At 69.2% G+C, this 16,621-nt stretch carries 16 protein-coding genes; 4 read left to right on the forward strand and 12 right to left on the reverse strand.

All coding sequences use genetic code 11. From position 1 onward, the window contains the following. Window positions 1-9: 9 nt before the first annotated feature. The 6 genes from rlmN to rpsB form a co-directional block, all read right to left on the reverse strand. Window positions 10-1,137 (reverse strand): 23S rRNA (adenine(2503)-C(2))-methyltransferase RlmN, encoded by a 1,128-nt coding sequence (gene rlmN, locus F8178_RS09975; protein ID WP_317494432.1) that lies wholly within the window; start codon window positions 1,135-1,137, stop codon window positions 10-12. A gap of 35 nt (window positions 1,138-1,172) precedes the next feature. Then, window positions 1,173-2,033: a phosphatidate cytidylyltransferase gene (locus F8178_RS09980; protein WP_317494433.1), complete on the reverse strand. Its 861-nt coding sequence runs from the start codon at window positions 2,031-2,033 to the stop codon at window positions 1,173-1,175. A 103-nt stretch (window positions 2,034-2,136) separates the two neighbouring features. Further along, window positions 2,137-2,694 (reverse strand): ribosome recycling factor, encoded by a 558-nt coding sequence (frr, locus tag F8178_RS09985; RefSeq protein ID WP_317494434.1) that lies wholly within the window; start codon window positions 2,692-2,694, stop codon window positions 2,137-2,139. Between the two features lie 106 nt (window positions 2,695-2,800). After that, window positions 2,801-3,547 (reverse strand): UMP kinase, encoded by a 747-nt coding sequence (pyrH, locus tag F8178_RS09990; RefSeq protein ID WP_317494435.1) that lies wholly within the window; start codon window positions 3,545-3,547, stop codon window positions 2,801-2,803. Between the two features lie 14 nt (window positions 3,548-3,561). Next, on the reverse strand, window positions 3,562-4,386 hold the full coding sequence (gene tsf, locus F8178_RS09995) for a translation elongation factor Ts (RefSeq protein ID WP_317494436.1): 825 nt from the start codon (window positions 4,384-4,386) through the stop codon (window positions 3,562-3,564). Between the two features lie 141 nt (window positions 4,387-4,527). Continuing rightward, window positions 4,528-5,451: a 30S ribosomal protein S2 gene (rpsB, locus tag F8178_RS10000; RefSeq protein ID WP_317494437.1), complete on the reverse strand. Its 924-nt coding sequence runs from the start codon at window positions 5,449-5,451 to the stop codon at window positions 4,528-4,530. A 525-nt stretch (window positions 5,452-5,976) separates the two neighbouring features. On the opposite strand from rpsB, the gene F8178_RS10005 reads away from it, so the two are divergent. Beyond that, window positions 5,977-6,588 carry a M23 family metallopeptidase gene (locus F8178_RS10005; RefSeq protein ID WP_317494438.1) on the forward strand — a complete coding sequence of 204 codons (612 nt, stop codon included), beginning with the start codon at window positions 5,977-5,979 and terminating at the stop codon, window positions 6,586-6,588. A 32-nt stretch (window positions 6,589-6,620) separates the two neighbouring features. Here F8178_RS10005 and F8178_RS10010 read toward each other — a convergent pair whose 3' ends face one another. The 3 genes from F8178_RS10010 to F8178_RS10020 form a co-directional block, all read right to left on the reverse strand. Further along, a complete protein-coding gene (locus F8178_RS10010) occupies window positions 6,621-9,260 on the reverse strand; it encodes a S8 family serine peptidase (protein WP_317494439.1) in 2,640 nt (879 codons plus the stop codon). Between the two features lie 297 nt (window positions 9,261-9,557). Further along, window positions 9,558-10,445, reverse strand: coding sequence for a FliA/WhiG family RNA polymerase sigma factor (locus F8178_RS10015; protein ID WP_396345237.1), 888 nt, complete (start codon window positions 10,443-10,445; stop codon window positions 9,558-9,560). Further along, window positions 10,420-11,532: a tyrosine recombinase XerC gene (locus F8178_RS10020; RefSeq protein ID WP_317494441.1), complete on the reverse strand. Its 1,113-nt coding sequence runs from the start codon at window positions 11,530-11,532 to the stop codon at window positions 10,420-10,422. Before F8178_RS10020 ends, F8178_RS10015 begins: the two co-directional genes overlap by 26 nt. Window positions 11,533-11,537: 5 nt before the next feature. On the opposite strand from F8178_RS10020, the gene F8178_RS10025 reads away from it, so the two are divergent. The 3 genes from F8178_RS10025 to F8178_RS20405 all read left to right on the forward strand — a co-directional run bounded on the left by F8178_RS10025 (window position 11,538) and on the right by F8178_RS20405 (window position 13,277). Beyond that, window positions 11,538-11,675 carry a hypothetical protein gene (locus F8178_RS10025; protein ID WP_317494442.1) on the forward strand — a complete coding sequence of 46 codons (138 nt, stop codon included), beginning with the start codon at window positions 11,538-11,540 and terminating at the stop codon, window positions 11,673-11,675. A 20-nt stretch (window positions 11,676-11,695) separates the two neighbouring features. Further along, a complete protein-coding gene (locus F8178_RS10030) occupies window positions 11,696-12,460 on the forward strand; it encodes a hypothetical protein (protein ID WP_317494443.1) in 765 nt (254 codons plus the stop codon). A 316-nt stretch (window positions 12,461-12,776) separates the two neighbouring features. After that, window positions 12,777-13,277 (forward strand): DUF6879 family protein, encoded by a 501-nt coding sequence (locus F8178_RS20405; protein WP_396345240.1) that lies wholly within the window; start codon window positions 12,777-12,779, stop codon window positions 13,275-13,277. 60 nt (window positions 13,278-13,337) lie between these two features. On the opposite strand, the gene dprA is transcribed toward F8178_RS20405, so the two are convergent. From dprA to F8178_RS10050, 3 genes are read right to left on the reverse strand one after another with little or no spacing between them, the layout of a single operon-like run. Further along, a complete protein-coding gene (dprA, locus tag F8178_RS10040) occupies window positions 13,338-14,504 on the reverse strand; it encodes a DNA-processing protein DprA (RefSeq protein WP_317494445.1) in 1,167 nt (388 codons plus the stop codon). Continuing rightward, window positions 14,501-16,018, reverse strand: coding sequence for a YifB family Mg chelatase-like AAA ATPase (locus F8178_RS10045; protein WP_317494446.1), 1,518 nt, complete (start codon window positions 16,016-16,018; stop codon window positions 14,501-14,503). Before F8178_RS10045 ends, dprA begins: the two co-directional genes overlap by 4 nt. Continuing rightward, entirely contained in the window at window positions 16,019-16,429 is a 411-nt protein-coding gene (locus F8178_RS10050; RefSeq protein WP_317494447.1) for a YraN family protein, read from the reverse strand. It lies immediately after the preceding gene. Window positions 16,430-16,621: the final 192 nt, after the last annotated feature.

The following is a 16,621-nucleotide window of genomic DNA, read 5'->3' on the forward strand; positions in this document are numbered from 1 at the left end:
TGATCCGTCTCAGCCGGATTGCTCGCCCGCGAGCTGGCCGCAGGCTGCCGCGATCTCTTGGCCACGGGTGTCCCGGACGGTGCAGGTGACCCCGCCCTCGTTGACCCGGCGGACGAACTCCCGCTGCGCCGGCTTGGGGCTCGCGTCCCACTTGCTGCCCGGCGTCGGGTTCAGCGGGATGACGTTGACGTGCACCAGATGTCCCAGGTGCTCCCGCAGCGTGGCTGCCAGCAGGTCCGCACGCCACGGCTGATCGTTCATATCTCTGATCAGCGCGTACTCGATGGATACCCGCCTGCCGGTGCATTCCAGGTAGTACCGGGCCGCATCCAGCACCTCGGCCAGCGGCCACCGGTTGTTCACCGGAACCAGTTCGTTGCGCAGCTCGTCGTCCGGAGCGTGCAGCGACAACGCCAGCCGGACCTGCATCCTCTCCCCCGCCAGTCTGCGGATCGCCGGTGCCAGGCCGACGGTGGACACCGTGACCGAACGCTGCGAGATCCCCAGTCCCTGCGGGGCAGGCTCGGTGATGCGCCGCACCGCGTCGACCACCCGCCGGTAGTTGGCCAGCGGCTCGCCCATCCCCATGAACACGATGTTCGACAACCGGCCGGGACGCGGCGTGCCCTCCGGTCCGGGCAGCGCGCCATCCCGCATCACCGCGGCAGCCGAGCGCACCTGGTCGACGATCTCAGCGGTGGACATGTTGCGGTCCAAGCCTGCCTGACCGGTCGCGCAGAACGGGCACGCCATCCCGCATCCCGCCTGGCTGGACAGGCACAACGTCGCGCGATCCGGGTACCGCATCAACACGCTTTCCAGCATCGTCCCGTCGTGCGCCCGCCACAGCGTCTTGCGCGTCGCGCCGCTGTCGCAGGACAGCGCCCGCACCTCGGTGAGCAGCGGCGGCAGCAGCGCTCCAGCCAGCTTCTCCCGTGAACCAGCGGGAATGTCGGTCATGTCGGCGGGATCCACCGTCAGCCTGGAGAAGTAGTGGTGCGAGAGCTGCTTGGCGCGGAACGGTTTCTCCCCCAACTCGACCACGGCCTCGGCGCGTTCCGGCACGCTGAGATCGGCGAGGTGCCTCGGCGGCATGCCGCGGCTGGGGGCGTCGAAGACCAGGGGAAGCGAGCTCATCACCCTCCAGGATCCCATCCCCGCCGAGGGGGCGCTCAGGCCGGTAGGAACGCGCCGAGCAACAGCCAGGACACCACCGCCGACGGAAGCAACGAGTCGAGCCGGTCCATCAGCCCCCCGTGCCCCGGCAACATCGTGCCCATGTCCTTGATTCCCACGTCCCGCTTGATCACCGACTCCACCAGGTCTCCCAGCGTGGCGGTGAGCACGATCGCGGCGCCGAACACGATCCCCTGCCACACCTGCGCGTCCAGCAGCAACGACAGGCTCAACGACCCAGCCAACATGCCTGTCAGCAGTGAGCCGCCGAAGCCCTCCCAGCTCTTCTTCGGGCTGATCGACGGGGCCATGGGGTGCCTGCCACCGAGCACCCCGGCTGCGTAGCCGCCGACGTCCGACGCAATCACACCGATCATGAAGGCGAGCACCCTGCCGACCCCGTCGTCCGGTAGCACAAGCATGGCGGCGAACGCGCCGCACAGCGGCAGGTAGGCGGTGGCGAACACGGTTGCGGCTGTGTCGGAGACATACCCAGCCGCGCCGCGGGTGAGCCGCCACAGCAAGCACGCCAGCACCGTGACGACGAAGGCGATCAGCACTCCCTCTGTGCCGAACGGCCAACTGAGCCAGATCATCGCCTGGCCGCCGAGCAGCACCGGCACGAGCTGAACGCGGACGCCGGTTGCCTCCCGCAGTGCGCGGGCGAACTCGATGGTGCCGATCAGCAGCGCGACGGCCACCACAACGAGGAACAGGTGACGCTGGACGAGCAGTGACGCCAGGATCGCCACCCCGAGCGAGACGCCGACCGCGATCGCCGCGGGCAGGTTCCGTCCCGCACGGGAAGAACCGTGCTCGTGCTCTGGTTGCTCCGAGGACTTCTCCGACACTGTCACGACCAGCCTCACCTACGGTACCGCTCGGCCGTACACGCGCGCCGCCACCACGGCAACGCAGGCAGCCGGTGCGTTCGGTACCCGCTCACTCGTGCCCGCTCGCTCAGACTTCGAGGAGCTCGGCTTCCTTGTGCTTGACCAGCTCGTCAATCTGGTGGACGTAGGTGTCGGTGAGGTTCTGCAGCTGCTTCTCCGCACGCATCACCTCGTCCTCACCAGCTTCGCCCTCCTTGGCGATCCGGTCGAGCTCTTCCTTGGCCTTGCGGCGGACACCGCGGATGGAGATCTTCGCGTCCTCGCCCTTCCCCTTGGCCTGCTTGACCATCTCCTTGCGGCGCTCTTCGGTGAGCTGCGGGATCACCACACGGATGACGGTTCCGTCGTTGCTCGGGTTGACGCCCAGGTCGGAATCCCTGATGGCCCGCTCGATCTCCGCGAGCTGGCTGGCGTCGTACGGCTTGATCACCGCCATCCTGGCTTCCGGGATGTTGATGCTGGCGAGCTGGTTCAGCGGCGTCTGCGCCCCGTAGTACTCGACATGAATCCGCGCGAACATGGCAGGTGAAGCACGACCCGTCCGCACCGAGGTCATGTCCTCCTTCGCGACGGACACAGCCTTTTCCATCTTTTCCTCAGCGTCGAGGAGGGTCTCGTCGATCACGGCAACTCCTTGAGGTCGATGCCTACGCGCCGGTTGCGGGCTGGACCGGGCCGGACGGTGCCGCACCCGGCTGATCGTGGCGCTCGGGCCACCCATCCCAGCAGGTCTAGGAGATCACCTGCGCGGTGGGGGTGGCCACCAGCGTGCCGACCGCTTCCCCACGAACCGCACGGGCGATGTTCCCATCCACCAGTAGATTGAACACGATAATCGGCATGTTGTTGTCCATACACAGGCTGAAGGCGGTCGTGTCGGCGACCTTGAGCCCCCGCTCGAGCACTTCCCTGTGGGTGATCGCGCCGTAGAACTCCGCGTCAGGATCAGACTTCGGATCCGCCGAGAACACCCCGTCGACCCCCTTGGCCATGAGCACGACCTCGCAACCGATCTCGAGCGCGCGCTGAGCGGCCGCGGTATCGGTGGAGAAGTAGGGCATGCCGACCCCCGCCGCGAAGATCACCACTCGTCCCTTTTCGAGATGGCGCTCGGCGCGGCGGGGGACGTACGGCTCGGCGACCTGCCCCATGGTGACCGCACTCTGCACCCGCGTGTGCACGTCCAGCTTCTCAAGGAAATCCTGCAACGCGATGCAGTTCATGACCGTACCGAGCATCGCCATGTAGTCGGCACGGTCACGATCCATGCCGCGCTGGCTCAGCTCGGCGCCACGGAAGAAGTTCCCGCCCCCGATCACCACGGCGATCTGCGTGCCACCTCGGACCACCTCGGCGATCTGTCTCGCCACGTCGTGGACGACATCGGGGTCGACCCCGAGCGAGCCACCGCCGAACATCTCGCCGCCGAGCTTGAGCAATACCCGGCGGTACCCGTGCGCAGGCCGATCCGTCGTCATGCTTCTCGCGCGCCTCAGGCCTGACCGACCTCGAAGCGGACGAAGCGGGTCACCGTGACACCGGCCTCATCCAGCAGCTGCTGCACGGTCTTCTTGCTGTCGGTGACCGACGGCTGCTCCAGGAGCACGTTGTCCTTGTAGTAGGCGTTGACCTTGCCCTCGATGATCTTCGGGATCGCCTGGTCCGGCTTGCCCTCCCCGCGGGCAGTCTGCTCGGCGATGTTGCGCTCGGCCTCGATCACGTCCGCGGGAACATCGTCACGCGAGAGGTACTGCGGCTTGAGCGCTGCCACCTGCATCGCGGCCGCTCGCGCCGCGTTCGCCGCGTCGTCGCCCTCTCCGGTGTACTCGACGAGCACACCGACCGCCGGCGGCAGGTCCGCGCCCCTGCGGTGCAGGTAAGTCTCCACCTTGCCGTCGAAGACAGCCACCCGCCGCAGTTGGAGCTTCTCGCCGATCTTGGCCGCCAGTGCCTGCACGGCGTCCTCCACAGTGCCCTCGTCCAGCGGGGCATCCTTGAGCTGCGCGACGTCACTGGTGTTGGCCTGCTTGGCCGCTGCCACGATGCGATCGGCCAACGCGCGGAACTCGTCGTTCTTGGCGACGAAGTCCGTCTCCGAGTTGAGCTCCACCAGCACGCCGTCCGAGCCGGTGACCAGGCCCTCCGCCGTGGACCGCTCGGCACGCTTACCGACGTCCTTGGCGCCCTTGATACGCAGGTACTCGACGGCCTTGTCGAAATCGCCGTCGTTCTCTTCCAGCGCCTTCTTGCAGTCCATCATGCCGGAGCCGGTCAGCTCCCGCAGGCGCTTGACGTCTGCTGCGGAGTAGTTCGTCATGGTGGGATTCCGTTCTGTGAAGGTCGAGGTCGGATTGCTTGACAAGCTGGGAAACGGCACTCCGGTCGGACCGTGACCGCTTCCGCCCGAGGTCCGAAGGACCAGGCAGCGGAAGGCAGCGTCACGGCCCGACCGGGGACGTCACGAGGATGCTGGCTGCTCGGCTTCCTCGCCCGCGGGCTCGGCCTGTGCCTGCTGCTCGCCGCCTGCCGCTTCGGCACCGGTCTGCTCGGCGCCGGCTCGCGCCGTGCTCTCCTCGCTGCCTTCCTCGTCCGCGGCGCCGCTGAGCAGCTCCTTCTCCCACTCGGCGAGCGGTTCGTCGCTGGCGACGCCGGGCTCCGGCTTCTCCTCGCCCTCGGCCGCGCCGTTGCGTGCGGACGAACGCGCCATCAGGCCACCTGCGACGGCCTCGGCCACGACCTTCGTCAACATCGCCGCGGACCGGATCGCGTCATCGTTGCCCGGGATCGGGTAGTCCACCTCGTCCGGATCGCAGTTGGTGTCCAGGATGGCGATGACCGGGATGTTGAGCTTGCGGGCCTCGTCGACGGCGATGTGTTCCTTCTTGGTGTCGACGACCCATACCGCGCTGGGCAGCTTGGTCATGTCGCGGATGCCGCCGAGCGTCTTCTCGAGCTTGTCCTTCTCGCGGGTCAGCGTCAGGATCTCCCGCTTGGTCAGCCCCTGGAAGCCGCCCGTCTGCTCCATCGCCTCCAGCTCCTTGAGCCGCTGGAGACGCTTGTAGACGGTCTGGAAGTTCGTCAGCATGCCGCCGAGCCAGCGCTGGTTGACATACGGCATGCCCACCCGCTGCGCCTCGCGTGCGATCGCTTCCTGTGCCTGCTTCTTGGTGCCGACGAACATGATCGAGCCGCCGTGTGCGACGGTCTCGGAGATGAAGTCGTAGGCACGATCGATGTAGCTGAGCGTCTGCTGCAGATCGATGATGTAGATGCCGTTACGCTCGGTGAAAATGTAGCGCTTCATCTTCGGATTCCAGCGCCGGGTCTGATGCCCGAAGTGCACGCCGGAATCGAGCAGCTGCTTCATGGTGACGACGGCCATTGCCTTGTTCGCACCTCGTATCTGTCTTGGCGCCCCGCTGGTGTGGCGGCGCGCGTGGTCGGTTTCTCACGGGCGCCGCCCGCCGGTGCCTGCCACCGGCCCGGCCACACCCGTCCTGGTGCGGTGCCGACCACCCCACCCCGGAATCATCACCACGAGGGCGCTGCCCGGGGAACCGTGGGTGACCGTCGATGCTCGCCTCGCAGCGGGTGAAGGCCGCGCCGCGACCCGGGGGAAGCCACGCGAACCACACACGCGGAAGCGCCATCACGCACACACACGCGAAGTCAACCCACCCTCTCGCGGTCAGCACCGCGATGCGAGCGGATTGCGGGTAACAGTGTACGCGGTGAGCCTGCCCCGTGCCGCGCGGGATCCGCACCGGCCCTGCTGGCCGAGTAGGGATCCCCAGCGGGACCGCCTGTCCACAGCCGCCGCCTCGCCCGCCCGCGCCGACGACGGGCGTCGCATGCTGGGCGGGTGCGACATCGACCGAGCCGTGCGGCGGCGACGCTGGTGAGTACCGTGAGCACCGGCGGACGTGCCGCGACAGCAGCCGCAGCAACTGTAGCGCTGGTCACGGCGGCAGCGGCGGCGCTGTCGATGACGGTGCCTGCCGTGCTACCGGCGGCACCCGCCGGCGCATCCCAGCTAGCTCGTTCCGGGACCGACCATCCGCCGGAACAGCCCACGGCCGGGGAAGGCCACCGAGCCGCGCACGGCATGAGCTGGCCACTGCGGCCGACACCGGCGGTGACGCGGCCGTTCGAGCCGCCTGCCTGCCGCTACTGCCCCGGTCATCGCGGCGTTGACCTGGCAGCCGATCCCGGGCAGCCAGTACGCGCGGCGGCAGGCGGCGTCGTCATCCACGCTGGCAGGCTCGCGGACCGCTACGTGATCTCCATCGATCACGGAACGCTGCGCACCACCTACGAACCGGTGCGCCCGGCGGTGCGAGTGGGGCAGACCGTACGGGAAGGTGAGCGGATCGGGGTAGCCGTGCCCGGGCATCCGGGCTGCACCGTGACCGCCTGCGTGCACTGGGGTCTGCGTCGGGGTGCCGAGTACCTGGACCCGCTGGTGGCGGTGGCAGGCGGGACCTTGAGGCTGAAGCCGGTCCGGTCGCCGCCGGGGTGAGGGCGCGCGTCACGCCCCCACCCCGGCGGGACTCAGCCGCGGTCCAGCGTGATCACCGGGGATGTCCAGGTCTCCCAGTGCTCGTCGTTCTTCGGATCGCCGAGCGCCTTGAGCGCACGCACCTCGAGCCGGTAGTCCCCGTCGGGAACGTCCCAGACGCGATCTTGCATACCGGTCACCGTGCCGTCCCACGGGTAGGTGAAGTAGGACGTGCTCGTGGCGTTGCGGTTGACGTGCTCGAGGTCCACCGCCTTGTTGCGATGCGGATGGATCGGCCGACCGGTCTCGGCGTGGGTCACCACCATCTCCAGGCGCTGCACCTGGTGGCTGAAGTGCACGAGGATGTAGGGGATGTCCGGCAAACCATCCACCGTGTCCAGCGTGAACGTCGCACCGTCCGGCTGGTTGGCGAACTCGCCACCCTCGACGCACTCGTTGTCGATGAACGCCTCACACGCGGTGATCCTGGTCAGCCACGGCACATCGCGCTCGACGACCGAGCCGTCCTCGTCGACCTCCTCGATGCTGGTCATCGCCTCGAGAGACTGGTAGTCACCCGCGAAACCCGCGTAGGGCATCCGGTACTCGCCACCGCCGACCTCGTCGGCCACGAGATAGCCGCCGTACTGCATGTTCTCCTGTTCGTCGGGCGGGGCGGTGATGGTGACGTGCACAATCGCCGAGCGACCCGGCTGCACGGTCACCTCGTCCTGCCGGAAGGTCACCTGCGCGTAGGCGCTGTTGAACTCGGGGGTGAACGTGCTGCCGTGCGTGCCGAGTGCCGGCGCGTGCCACATTCGGTAGGTCGCGGGCTCGCTGCCGTTGTTGACGATCCGGAAGCGGTGCCGGTCGGACCCGGTCGCGCTCTCCCCGACTGCCAGCTTGCCGGGACGCAGTATGGTGGTCGATTCCACCGCGGCGGGCACATCCAGCATGCCCGCCCCTTGCCGGTGCACGTTGTCCAGTACCCCCAGGTCGGGGTTGCCCCACCACTCGGTGGGGTTCGCGCTGTTCTGCAGCACCGTGCGAACCTCCGGAGCCCGCAGATCGGGGTGCGCCTCCAGCAGCAACGCGGCAGCACCCGCCACGTGTGGCGAGGACATCGAGGTACCGCTGACCGTGGCGTACTCGCCCCGGTGCATCGGGTAGGTGGACCGGATCAGTCCGCCTGGAGCCCCGATATCGGGCTTGAGGTCCAGGTCCGGTGACATTCCATAAGAGCTGAACGAACTGATCAGCCCACCGTTCGGATTGGGCACCTCGGCTTGGTCCTCGGTCCAGGACAACGTGACGGGCTCGTCCCCGTCGAGCAGCTCACGCAGGTGCGCGCCGTCCGTATCGGAGATCCCGATGGCGAAACCACCTCGGTCGGTGATGCCGCCGCCTGCGAACATCCCGCCGACGTTGTTGTAGATCACCACGCCCTCGGCTCCGGCGTCCATGGCGGCCGCGTACTTCTCGTCGAACGTGCACGCGCCCCGCTCGATCAGCGCGACCCTGGCGTAGGGATCGCCGGTGAGCTCGTCGCCCTCGGACTCCACACAGGCGCGCCCCACGTCGACGAGTTCCGCGGAGGTGCCTGTCGTGGGCGGTTCGGGGGCCTCGGACATCGGCATGTACGGCACCGGCTCCCCGCTCGGGTTCGCCTCGGCCGTGTGTACCGAGATGTGCGAGTTCTCGTAGGAGGCCACGCCGATGACCTGCTCGCCAAGCCCCGGCGCTCCCGAGGAGTACACGCCGTTGGCGCCGCTGTTGCCGATCGAGGCGACCACGACCATCCCCTGCCTGACCAGCTCGTCGCTGGCCTTCGCCGTAGGGTACTGCGGCCACGAGAAGGCCGAACCGATGCTCATGTTCAGCACGTCCATGTCATCGGCGAGGGCGCGCTCCATCGCGGCGATCATCACGTCGGCTGTGGTGATGCCGTCGCAGCCGAACACCTTGTAGGCACCGAACTCCACGTCGGGTGCGACGCCGGTGACCTCGCCTTCCGCGCCGACGATGCCCGCGACGTGCGTGCCGTGGCCGTGGCAATCCATGGGATCCGGGTTGGGCTGCGGTTCGAGCGTGTCGGGGTGGCCTGCGTCGAAGTCGTCCCCGACGAAGTCCCACCCCGCGACAACGCGCTGCGTGGGGAACTGCCCCGGTCCGCCGAGGTCGGGATGAGTGTAGTCGATCCCGGTGTCCATCACGGCCACCCGCAGACCGTCCCCGCTCAGCCCCAGTTCCGACTGCGCGATGTCGGATCCGGTCATGGCCAGCGCGTTGGCCATCTCCGGCTCCTCGGCGGTGGTCTCGGGGATCGACACCGTCTCCACCGGGTAGAGCGCCTGCACGCCGGGGACCTCCCGCAGCTTGTCCACGTCGCCGGGATCCAGCTCCACCGACAGCCCGTTGAACAGCTCGTCGAAGCTCATCCGTTCGGCGACCTCGACGCCCCGGTCACGTGCCTGTTCGTGGAATTCCTGCCGTTCCCGGTTGAGATGGCCCTGCGACGTTCCGGCCGCGCCGGGTGGGCTTTCCAGTTCGACGAACCAGAGCCCGTTGCTCTCGTGGGTCATCACGCCGTCCTCCGCCGACGGCGCGGGGTGGATCGGCGCGAGCCCGTCACCCTGCTGCTCGGCATGGGCTGCCGTCTCGCCACCTGCCTGCCCCACCGTCGCGCCGAACACCAGCGCCAATCCGGCTATCAGTGCCGGTGCCTTCCGTTGTGATCCCCTCCGGAACGGGTGTATCCGGCGGGGCCGTGTCCGGTGTGGTCTCACCGTCGCATCACGTCCCTTCGTGTCGGCGCGCCGGGACACGGACACACCGGCGCGGGTCCCTGGTGAGGGCTCCCGCGGCGTGGGTGATTCCTCCCCCGTGGTGCCGTCCGGGCCATCGGCGCGGGTCGTCCGCGATCTTCGACGAGCCCTCCGGCAATGGCAATACGCCGAACAGTCGAGTTGTCCGCCGAACAGCCGACGACGTCAGGCGCTAACGTGTTCGGTGAGCTTCGCGCGCAGCCGTAGTACCGCGCGGGTGTGGAGTTGGCTCACTCGCGATTCGGTCACTCCGAGCACCTTGCCGATCTCGGCCAGCGTCAGGCTCTCGAAGTAGTACAGGCTGACGATGATCCGGTCTCGCTCGGCGAGCTGGGCGATCGCCTCGGCGAGCTGCTTGCGGTTGTCCCGGTCAACCAGCACCGACACCGGATCGACCGCGTCGTCGTCGCGCAGCGTATCCATGACGGACCCGCCTTCCCTGCTCCCGGAAACCAGGTCTTCGAACGCCACGACGCTGGTCAACTGCAGCTGCCCGTAGAGATCGCGGAGCTCGGCCACGGAGATCTCCAGCTCGGCGGCCAGCTCCGCGTCGGTCGGGGTGCGATGCAGCCGCCCGCCGAGCCGCTCCAGCGCACGCTCCACTTCCTTGGCCCGGCTCCGCACCGCGCGCGGCACCCAGTCCTGGGAGCGCAGATCGTCCAGGATCGCACCGCGAATGCGCTGCATCGCGTAGGTCTCGAACTTCAGTCCCTTGTCGGGGTCGAACTTCTCGATCGCGTCGACCAACCCGAAGATCCCGGACTGCACTAGGTCACCGATATCGACGTGGGTCGGCAAGCCGGTACCCACCCGGCCTGCGACGTACTTGACCAGCGGTGCGTAGTGCAGCACGAGCCGCTCCCTGAGGCTGGCACGTGGGTGGCGCACGAACTCCTGCCACAGCTCGTCGATCCCGCCATGGGGCTCGTCGCCCCCCGGACTCCCGGCGTTGACCGGCCCGGTCGCGCGCTGCGCTCCGTGCGGGGTCGCGTCCGCCACGGAGCCCACCCTGGCCCCGGCGTCCTCGTCAGGCTCTGGGGTGCGTTTGATCATGGATCGCCTTCAACCGCTCGACTGTGACATGAGTGTAGAGCTGGGTGCTCGCTAGCGTAGCGTGACCGAGTAGCTCCTGAACGCTGCGAAGGTCCGCGCCGCCGTCGAGCAGGTGGGTCGCCGCAGTGTGCCGCAGGCCATGGGGACCCATCGTCGCTGCGCCCGACACCCCTCCGACTGCCCGGTGGACGATGCGCCGCACGGTGCGCTCGTTGATCCTGCCCCCTCGCGCACCGAGAAACAGCGCGCGCGGCCCACTGTCTCCGTCCCGAACTGCTGTTTCGCTCGTCCCGCTTGCCGCGACCACAGCGGCGCGGGCACCATCCAGCCACTGCCGGACCGCCCGCGCCGCGGGAACGCCGAACGGCACCATCCGTTCCCGGCCTCCCTTGCCCAGCACGCGCAGCATCCGGCGGGAAGTGTCCACATCGTCGAGGTCGAGCCCGCACAGTTCGGCGACGCGGACACCGGTGGCGTATAACAGTTCCAGCACAGCATGATCACGTAGCGCGATCGGGTCGCTGTTACCGGTGCCGTCCCCGGCCTGACCCTCGGGCTCGGTCGTCACCGGACGCATCGCGGCGGCGGCCTGGCTCGCGGTGAGCACGCTGGGCAGCATCCGGTGCGCCCGGGGTGAGGCCAACCTGCCTCCCGGGTCGGTGGCCAGGTAACCCACCCGGTAGGCCCAGGCGGTGAAGGTGCGGGCCGCCGCCGCCCGCCGGGACAGTGTCGTGCGGCCCGCCCCACCCGTGCGCTGCGCGGCCAGCCACGCCCGCAGCGCATCCAGGTCGAGACCGTCGAGCCCGGACCCGTCGTCGCGGCCGCCGGATCCCATGCCCGGGTTCGCATCGGGACTCACGGCCGGGTCCGCTGCAACCTCGGCACCAGGATCGATGGCGGGATCGATGCCGTGCAGGTGGGCCAGCAACGACACGGTGTCACCGATGTAAGCGCGCACGGTGTGGGGCGACAGGCCGCGTTCGAGGTCGAGGTGGCGCTCGAACGCGTCCACCACCCGCGTGCACGGGCCGGGAAGCGCGGCCCTGAGCTCGCGCGTAGTCACCCTCCGGGAACCAGACGATCGCATGATGAATGACGCTGCGCGAGGGCACGCCGCGGGTCAAGGATCGCCACACCGTCACCGTCGACTTCCCCAATGATCACAGCCTCCGGCGCACGCACACCACTGTCACCCGTTTGGATTACGATGGGCCGTCATCCGATTTCTGACGTCACGAGGAGATTTTCGTATGGCACCGGATCCGTCGCAGCCAGGCCCCGCGTTCGCAGGTTCAGCGTTCGCAGGCCCAGCGCGACCGCCGTCCGGATCCTCGGGTTCGTCGCGGCGGGGGCTGTGGGTCGCGCTGTTCGCCCTGGTGGTCTGCCTACTGGTGCTGATTGCCCTCGTCATCGTCAAGCAGCCGGAACGCCTCGCGGGTGAGGCGGCCCCCGCTACCACCGCACCGGCCGAGACCGAGGAGCCCGCAGCCGAACCCGGAACCGACCCCACCGACGATCCTGATGAGGACGCCGACGCGACCGATCCCGACTCCCTACTGTCGGAGACCGTGGTCGCCAGCGACGGGCTGAGCCAGGTGCGCGCTCCGGCGTACTGGGACGACTTGCCGGAGGAGATGCGGGACATGGAGGCCGTGATCGCCATCGGCGAGCCGTTCACCAAGGTCTCCGTGGAGGTGTTCAGCTACCCGCAGGAGGACTACGCCAGCTTCGACGACTCCGCCACCCTCACCGAGGAGTGGCTGCGCAGCGGCGATTTCGGCGAGACGAGCATCGAGAACTCCGACGAGACCACCATCGACGGGATGCGCGCGATCAACTACGAGGTCACCGCCGAGGTCGACGGGGTCAACCAGGTGCTGTGGTGGGTGGTCGTGCGCGGTGAACGCGCCTACTACGACGTCGTCGGCTGGACAGTGCCCTCGGAACGCGAGGCGAACGAGCCGGTGATCACCGAGGTCATGGAGTCCTTCGAGGAGATCGACGACGAAGTCTGACCGGGGCCCGACAGCCGTACGCTGTGTTTATGCGAGCACGCGCATAGCGAGAGCGGGAAGCTTGCCGTCCCCGTGTCGGGCAACGTAGCGTCGAGCGCGCGTACACACAGAGTCAGCGAGGCATCATGAAGCTTCATAAGCTGGGCGGCACATGTGACGATGACGACTGCCCCACGATGTACCTTTCTGATCGCGGCAGCATCGTTGTCCAGGGACTTGCAGTGGGCCAGTCCTGCGGATTGCCTCTGGCCGACAACGAAAACGCAGTGGAAGTTCCGGTCGAGTTGCTGAGACGGGCGGTGGAAGGGCTGGCGTAGTGTTCTTAGCGCTCGAGGACTTCCGTGCCCGCGTTCGGGGATTCGAGCGTTCTACCTGGCGTTGGGAGTGTCAGCCCGACCACTCGGTGTCGCGAGAAGCATCCTCACTCGCCGCCTTCCTCACCGGTGAGCCCAAGCCAGCGGATCACAATGCGGCGTGGCGAGAAACCGTTCGCGGCCTGGTTGCTTCGGGACGATACATCGGCCGCGTCCGAGCCGTTCGCCATCCCCTGACGGACTACCAGCGGTATCAGCTGGCGTGGGGTATACCTGGCAACGTGGAAGCCGGGGAGGACATCCGCATCCTTGATGTCACAAAAGATTCGCTCGGCCTGCCTGACTACGACTTCTGGTTGCTCGAAGAGCAGGAGGTCATCCGCCTGAACTTCGACGGGAACGGACGAGTGCTCAGCCGAGGACCAGTGGAGGACCCTGATCTCAGTCAGTACCTGAAGTGGCGCGATGCCGCGCTTCAGCACGCAACGCATGTACGAACTTAACGGGCTCGTAGCGCCACGCGCGTGTCCCACCGTGCTGATGACGGCACGGTCGCCTGCACTTCACCGAGCCGACCTCCCGCGCTTCCACCCCTCCTCGCACCGCAAGCTCAGCCCCTCCAGTTCCAGCTCGCACAGCACGGCGCGGGCGGTGCCCTCCGGGATCCCGGACGCCGCGGCAAGCTGCGCCACCGAACGCCCCTGGCGCGGCTCCAGCGCGTCGTAGAGCCTGCCTGCCTCTCCGCTGAGCCTGTCCAGTTCGCGTTCCTGCCCGACGGCTCGCGCGTCGGATTCCACCGTGATCACACCCACCGACTCGGCCACCTCCCCTGCCGAGGCGACCAACGTGGCCCCGCTCGACCGGACGAGCTCGTGGCAGCCGCGCGACATGCGGGAGGTGACCGGTCCGGGCACCGCCATGACGACCTTACCGAGCTCGGCCGCCGTGCTCGCGGTGTTGCGTGCCCCGCTGCGCAGGTCCGCCTCCACCACCACGGTGCCCGCGCTGAGCGCGGCGAGTAGCCGGTTGCGCACCAGGAAGCGGTGCCTCGCCGGCGGCGTCCTCGGCGGGTACTCGCTGAGCACCGCTCCCTGCTCGGCGATCCGGCGCAGCAACACATCGTGTCCTGCGGGGTAGCCCGCGTCGATGCCGCAGCCCAGCACCGCGATGGTGCACCCGTCGGCGGCGAGCGCGCCGCGGTGCGCGGCGGCATCGACACCGTACGCCGCGCCCGACAGCACCGTGGTGCCCTCCCCTGCCAACGTGTACGCCCAGTCCGCCGCGGTGTGCTCGCCGTAGCCGGTCGCCGCGCGGGCGCCGACCACGGTGACCGCACGCTCGCCGGTGGTCTCGCTGAGGGCGACCTCGCCCCGTACCCATAGCGCCAGCGGCACCACCATCCCCGCCACGCCGCGTCCCGCGGCGACCTCCAGGCTCAGCAGCGGCCAGGCGGGCCAATCCTCGTCCTCGGGAATGAGCAGCCGGATCCCCGCGGCCGCCGCCCTGTCCAGCTCAGTACCGGCGGCCACCCGATCCCGCCGCGCCCGCGTCTCCGCCGCCACCACATCCGGCACGACACCGTCGCGGCCATCGCGCACCAGCTCCGCGGCACGCACCGGGCCGTGCTCGGTCACCAACCTGCCCAGCGCGGGGGCGGGTGGTTCGGCCACGCAGGCCAGGTAGGCGCGCGCCCGGCGCAACCGGGCATCCGGCTGGCCGCCCGCGCTCACGCCGCGCTCCTGTCCCGGAACTCCAGCGCGGCCGCGATGTCCTCCCGCACGGGCCGTTCGCGGCCAGCCAGGTCACCCAACGTCCAGGCCAGCCGCAGGCACCGGTCAGCACCCCGCGCGGTGATCGCGCTGCGGGACAGCGCCCGCTCCAGCGGCGCGGTCACCGGCTCCGGCAGCGCGAACTCCCGGCGTAGCACCGGCCCGGGCACCTCGGCGTTGACCAGCCAGTCATAGCCCGCCGCTGTCCAGCGCTGCCGCGCCCGCTCCCGAGCCTGGCACACCCGCTCGCGAACCGCCGCCGTACTCTCCCCGGCAACCTGCTCGGAGGCCTCCAGGGCGGTGACCGGCCGCATCCGCACCCGGATGTCGACCCGGTCCAGCAGGGGCCCGGACAGCTTATCGAGATAGCCGCGCCGGGCCGCGGGTGAACACCGGCACTCCGACTCGCGGGGTGGTGCGCACGGGCATGGGTTGGTCGCCAGTACCAGCTGGAAACGTGCCGGGTAGGTCACCACGCCACGCGACCGGGCGAGCCGGATCCGGCCCTCCTCCAGGGCGGTCCGCAGCGCCTCCAGCCGATCCGGCCCGAACTCGCAGGCCTCGTCCAGCAGCAGCACGCCGCGGTGCGCCTTGCTGATGGCACCCGGTGCGGCCAGCCCGCTGCCCCCACCGATCAACGCGGCGACCGATGTGGAGTGGTGCGGCGCCACCAGCGGCGGCACCCGCACCAGCGGGGCGTGCGCAGGCAACGAACCGTCGATCGAGCGCACCGCGGTGACCTCGAGCGCCTCCTCATCGGACAGCGGGGGTAGCAGCCCCGGTAGCCGGTGGGCGAGCATGGTCTTGCCGATACCGGGCGGCCCGATCAGCAGCATGTGGTGCCCGCCAGCGGCGGCCACCTCCAGCCCGTAACGGGCTTCCGGCTGCCCCACCACGTCGGCAAGGTCTCCCACCGGCTCCGGCTCCGACGTCACCTGTCGCGGCGGTGCGCGCAGCTCACCCTCCTCCCGCAGCCAGGCCAGCACCGCACCGAGATCGTCGGCTCCCACTACGTCCAGGTGTCCGACGTGTGTCCCCTCGGCCAGCGATCCGGTCGGGATGACGGCTCGCGTCATCCCAGCGTCACGGGCCGCCAGCAGGCTGGGCAGGATGCCCCGGACGTGCCGGATCCTGCTGTCCAGGGCGAGTTCGCCGAGCAGTACGGTGCCGGTCAACCGGGCAGCGGGCACCACCTCGGCCGCGGCCAGCGTCGCCACCGCGATGGCCAGGTCGTAGGCCGAGCCCATCTTCGGCAGGTTGGCAGGCGACAGTCCGAGCGTGACCTGCTGCTCCGGCCAGCTGTGTCCGGAGTTGCGGACCGCGGCTCGCACCCGGTCCTTGGCCTCCCGCAACCCCGCGTCGGGTAGCCCGAGCAGCTTGGTGCCCGGCAGTCCCGCACCGATATCGGCCTCGATCTCCACCGGCGTGCCGTGCAGCCCACCCAGTGCGATCGACCAGGCCCGCCCCACCGCCATCTAAAACGCCCCCTCCAGGTGGGTGACAGCAGGCCTGCCGTCCGGGGGCCAGACGACGGAGAGCACGTCGAAGCGTACCGGGACCCACCCCACGCGGAAGGTCGACAGCCACCGCAGCGTCAACCGCCGCACGCGGGCCACCTTCGCCGGGCTCACAGCCTCGGCGGGCGAGCCGTAGCCGCCGCCGGACCGGGTCTTGACCTCGCAGACGATCAGCATCGTGCCGTCCGTGGCCACGAGATCCAGCTCGCCGTCCTGGCACCGCCAGTTCCGCGACAGCACGACGAGACCGCGGTCCTCGAGATAGCGCTGCGCGACCCGCTCGCCGTCACGCCCCAACCGTTGCCGGTCCGCCGCGTGACTCGCCGCCTGCCCGGCACCGCCCGCACGGCCCGCTCGCCTGACACTCACCGCTACCGATCCCCCCGTGTCCCGATGGTTCCGATGGTTCCGGAGTTCTCCGGCAGTGACGATGCCGGTGGTGACGGCGCCAGCGCCACGGCGAACCCGCCAACCTGTGGAGAACTGCCCGGGTGGGGACACTCGTCCCGATGCCGCGCTACGCGCCGCGGCGCCAGTGGTGATACGCCGGAGACGTCCCCG

It is taken from the genome of Haloechinothrix sp. LS1_15 (assembly GCF_033042135.1).
Taxonomy (GTDB): domain Bacteria; phylum Actinomycetota; class Actinomycetes; order Mycobacteriales; family Pseudonocardiaceae; genus Haloechinothrix.

What these genes read in the sequence shown, in the direction of transcription:
- rlmN (WP_317494432.1), bottom strand. Translation starts at nt 1,137, where the DNA reads ATGAGCTCGCTTCCCCTGGTCTTCGACGCCCCCAGCCGCGGCATGCCG.
- pyrH (WP_317494435.1), bottom strand. Translation starts at nt 3,547, where the DNA reads ATGACGACGGATCGGCCTGCGCACGGGTACCGCCGGGTATTGCTCAAG.
- tsf (WP_317494436.1), bottom strand. Translation starts at nt 4,386, where the DNA reads ATGACGAACTACTCCGCAGCAGACGTCAAGCGCCTGCGGGAGCTGACC.
- rpsB (WP_317494437.1), bottom strand. Translation starts at nt 5,451, where the DNA reads ATGGCCGTCGTCACCATGAAGCAGCTGCTCGATTCCGGCGTGCACTTC.
- F8178_RS10015 (WP_396345237.1), bottom strand. Translation starts at nt 10,445, where the DNA reads ATGATCAAACGCACCCCAGAGCCTGACGAGGACGCCGGGGCCAGGGTG.
- F8178_RS10020 (WP_317494441.1), bottom strand. Translation starts at nt 11,532, where the DNA reads ATGCGATCGTCTGGTTCCCGGAGGGTGACTACGCGCGAGCTCAGGGCC.
- F8178_RS10025 (WP_317494442.1), top strand. Translation starts at nt 11,538, where the DNA reads ATGACGCTGCGCGAGGGCACGCCGCGGGTCAAGGATCGCCACACCGTC.
- F8178_RS10030 (WP_317494443.1), top strand. Translation starts at nt 11,696, where the DNA reads ATGGCACCGGATCCGTCGCAGCCAGGCCCCGCGTTCGCAGGTTCAGCG.
- F8178_RS10045 (WP_317494446.1), bottom strand. Translation starts at nt 16,018, where the DNA reads ATGGCGGTGGGGCGGGCCTGGTCGATCGCACTGGGTGGGCTGCACGGC.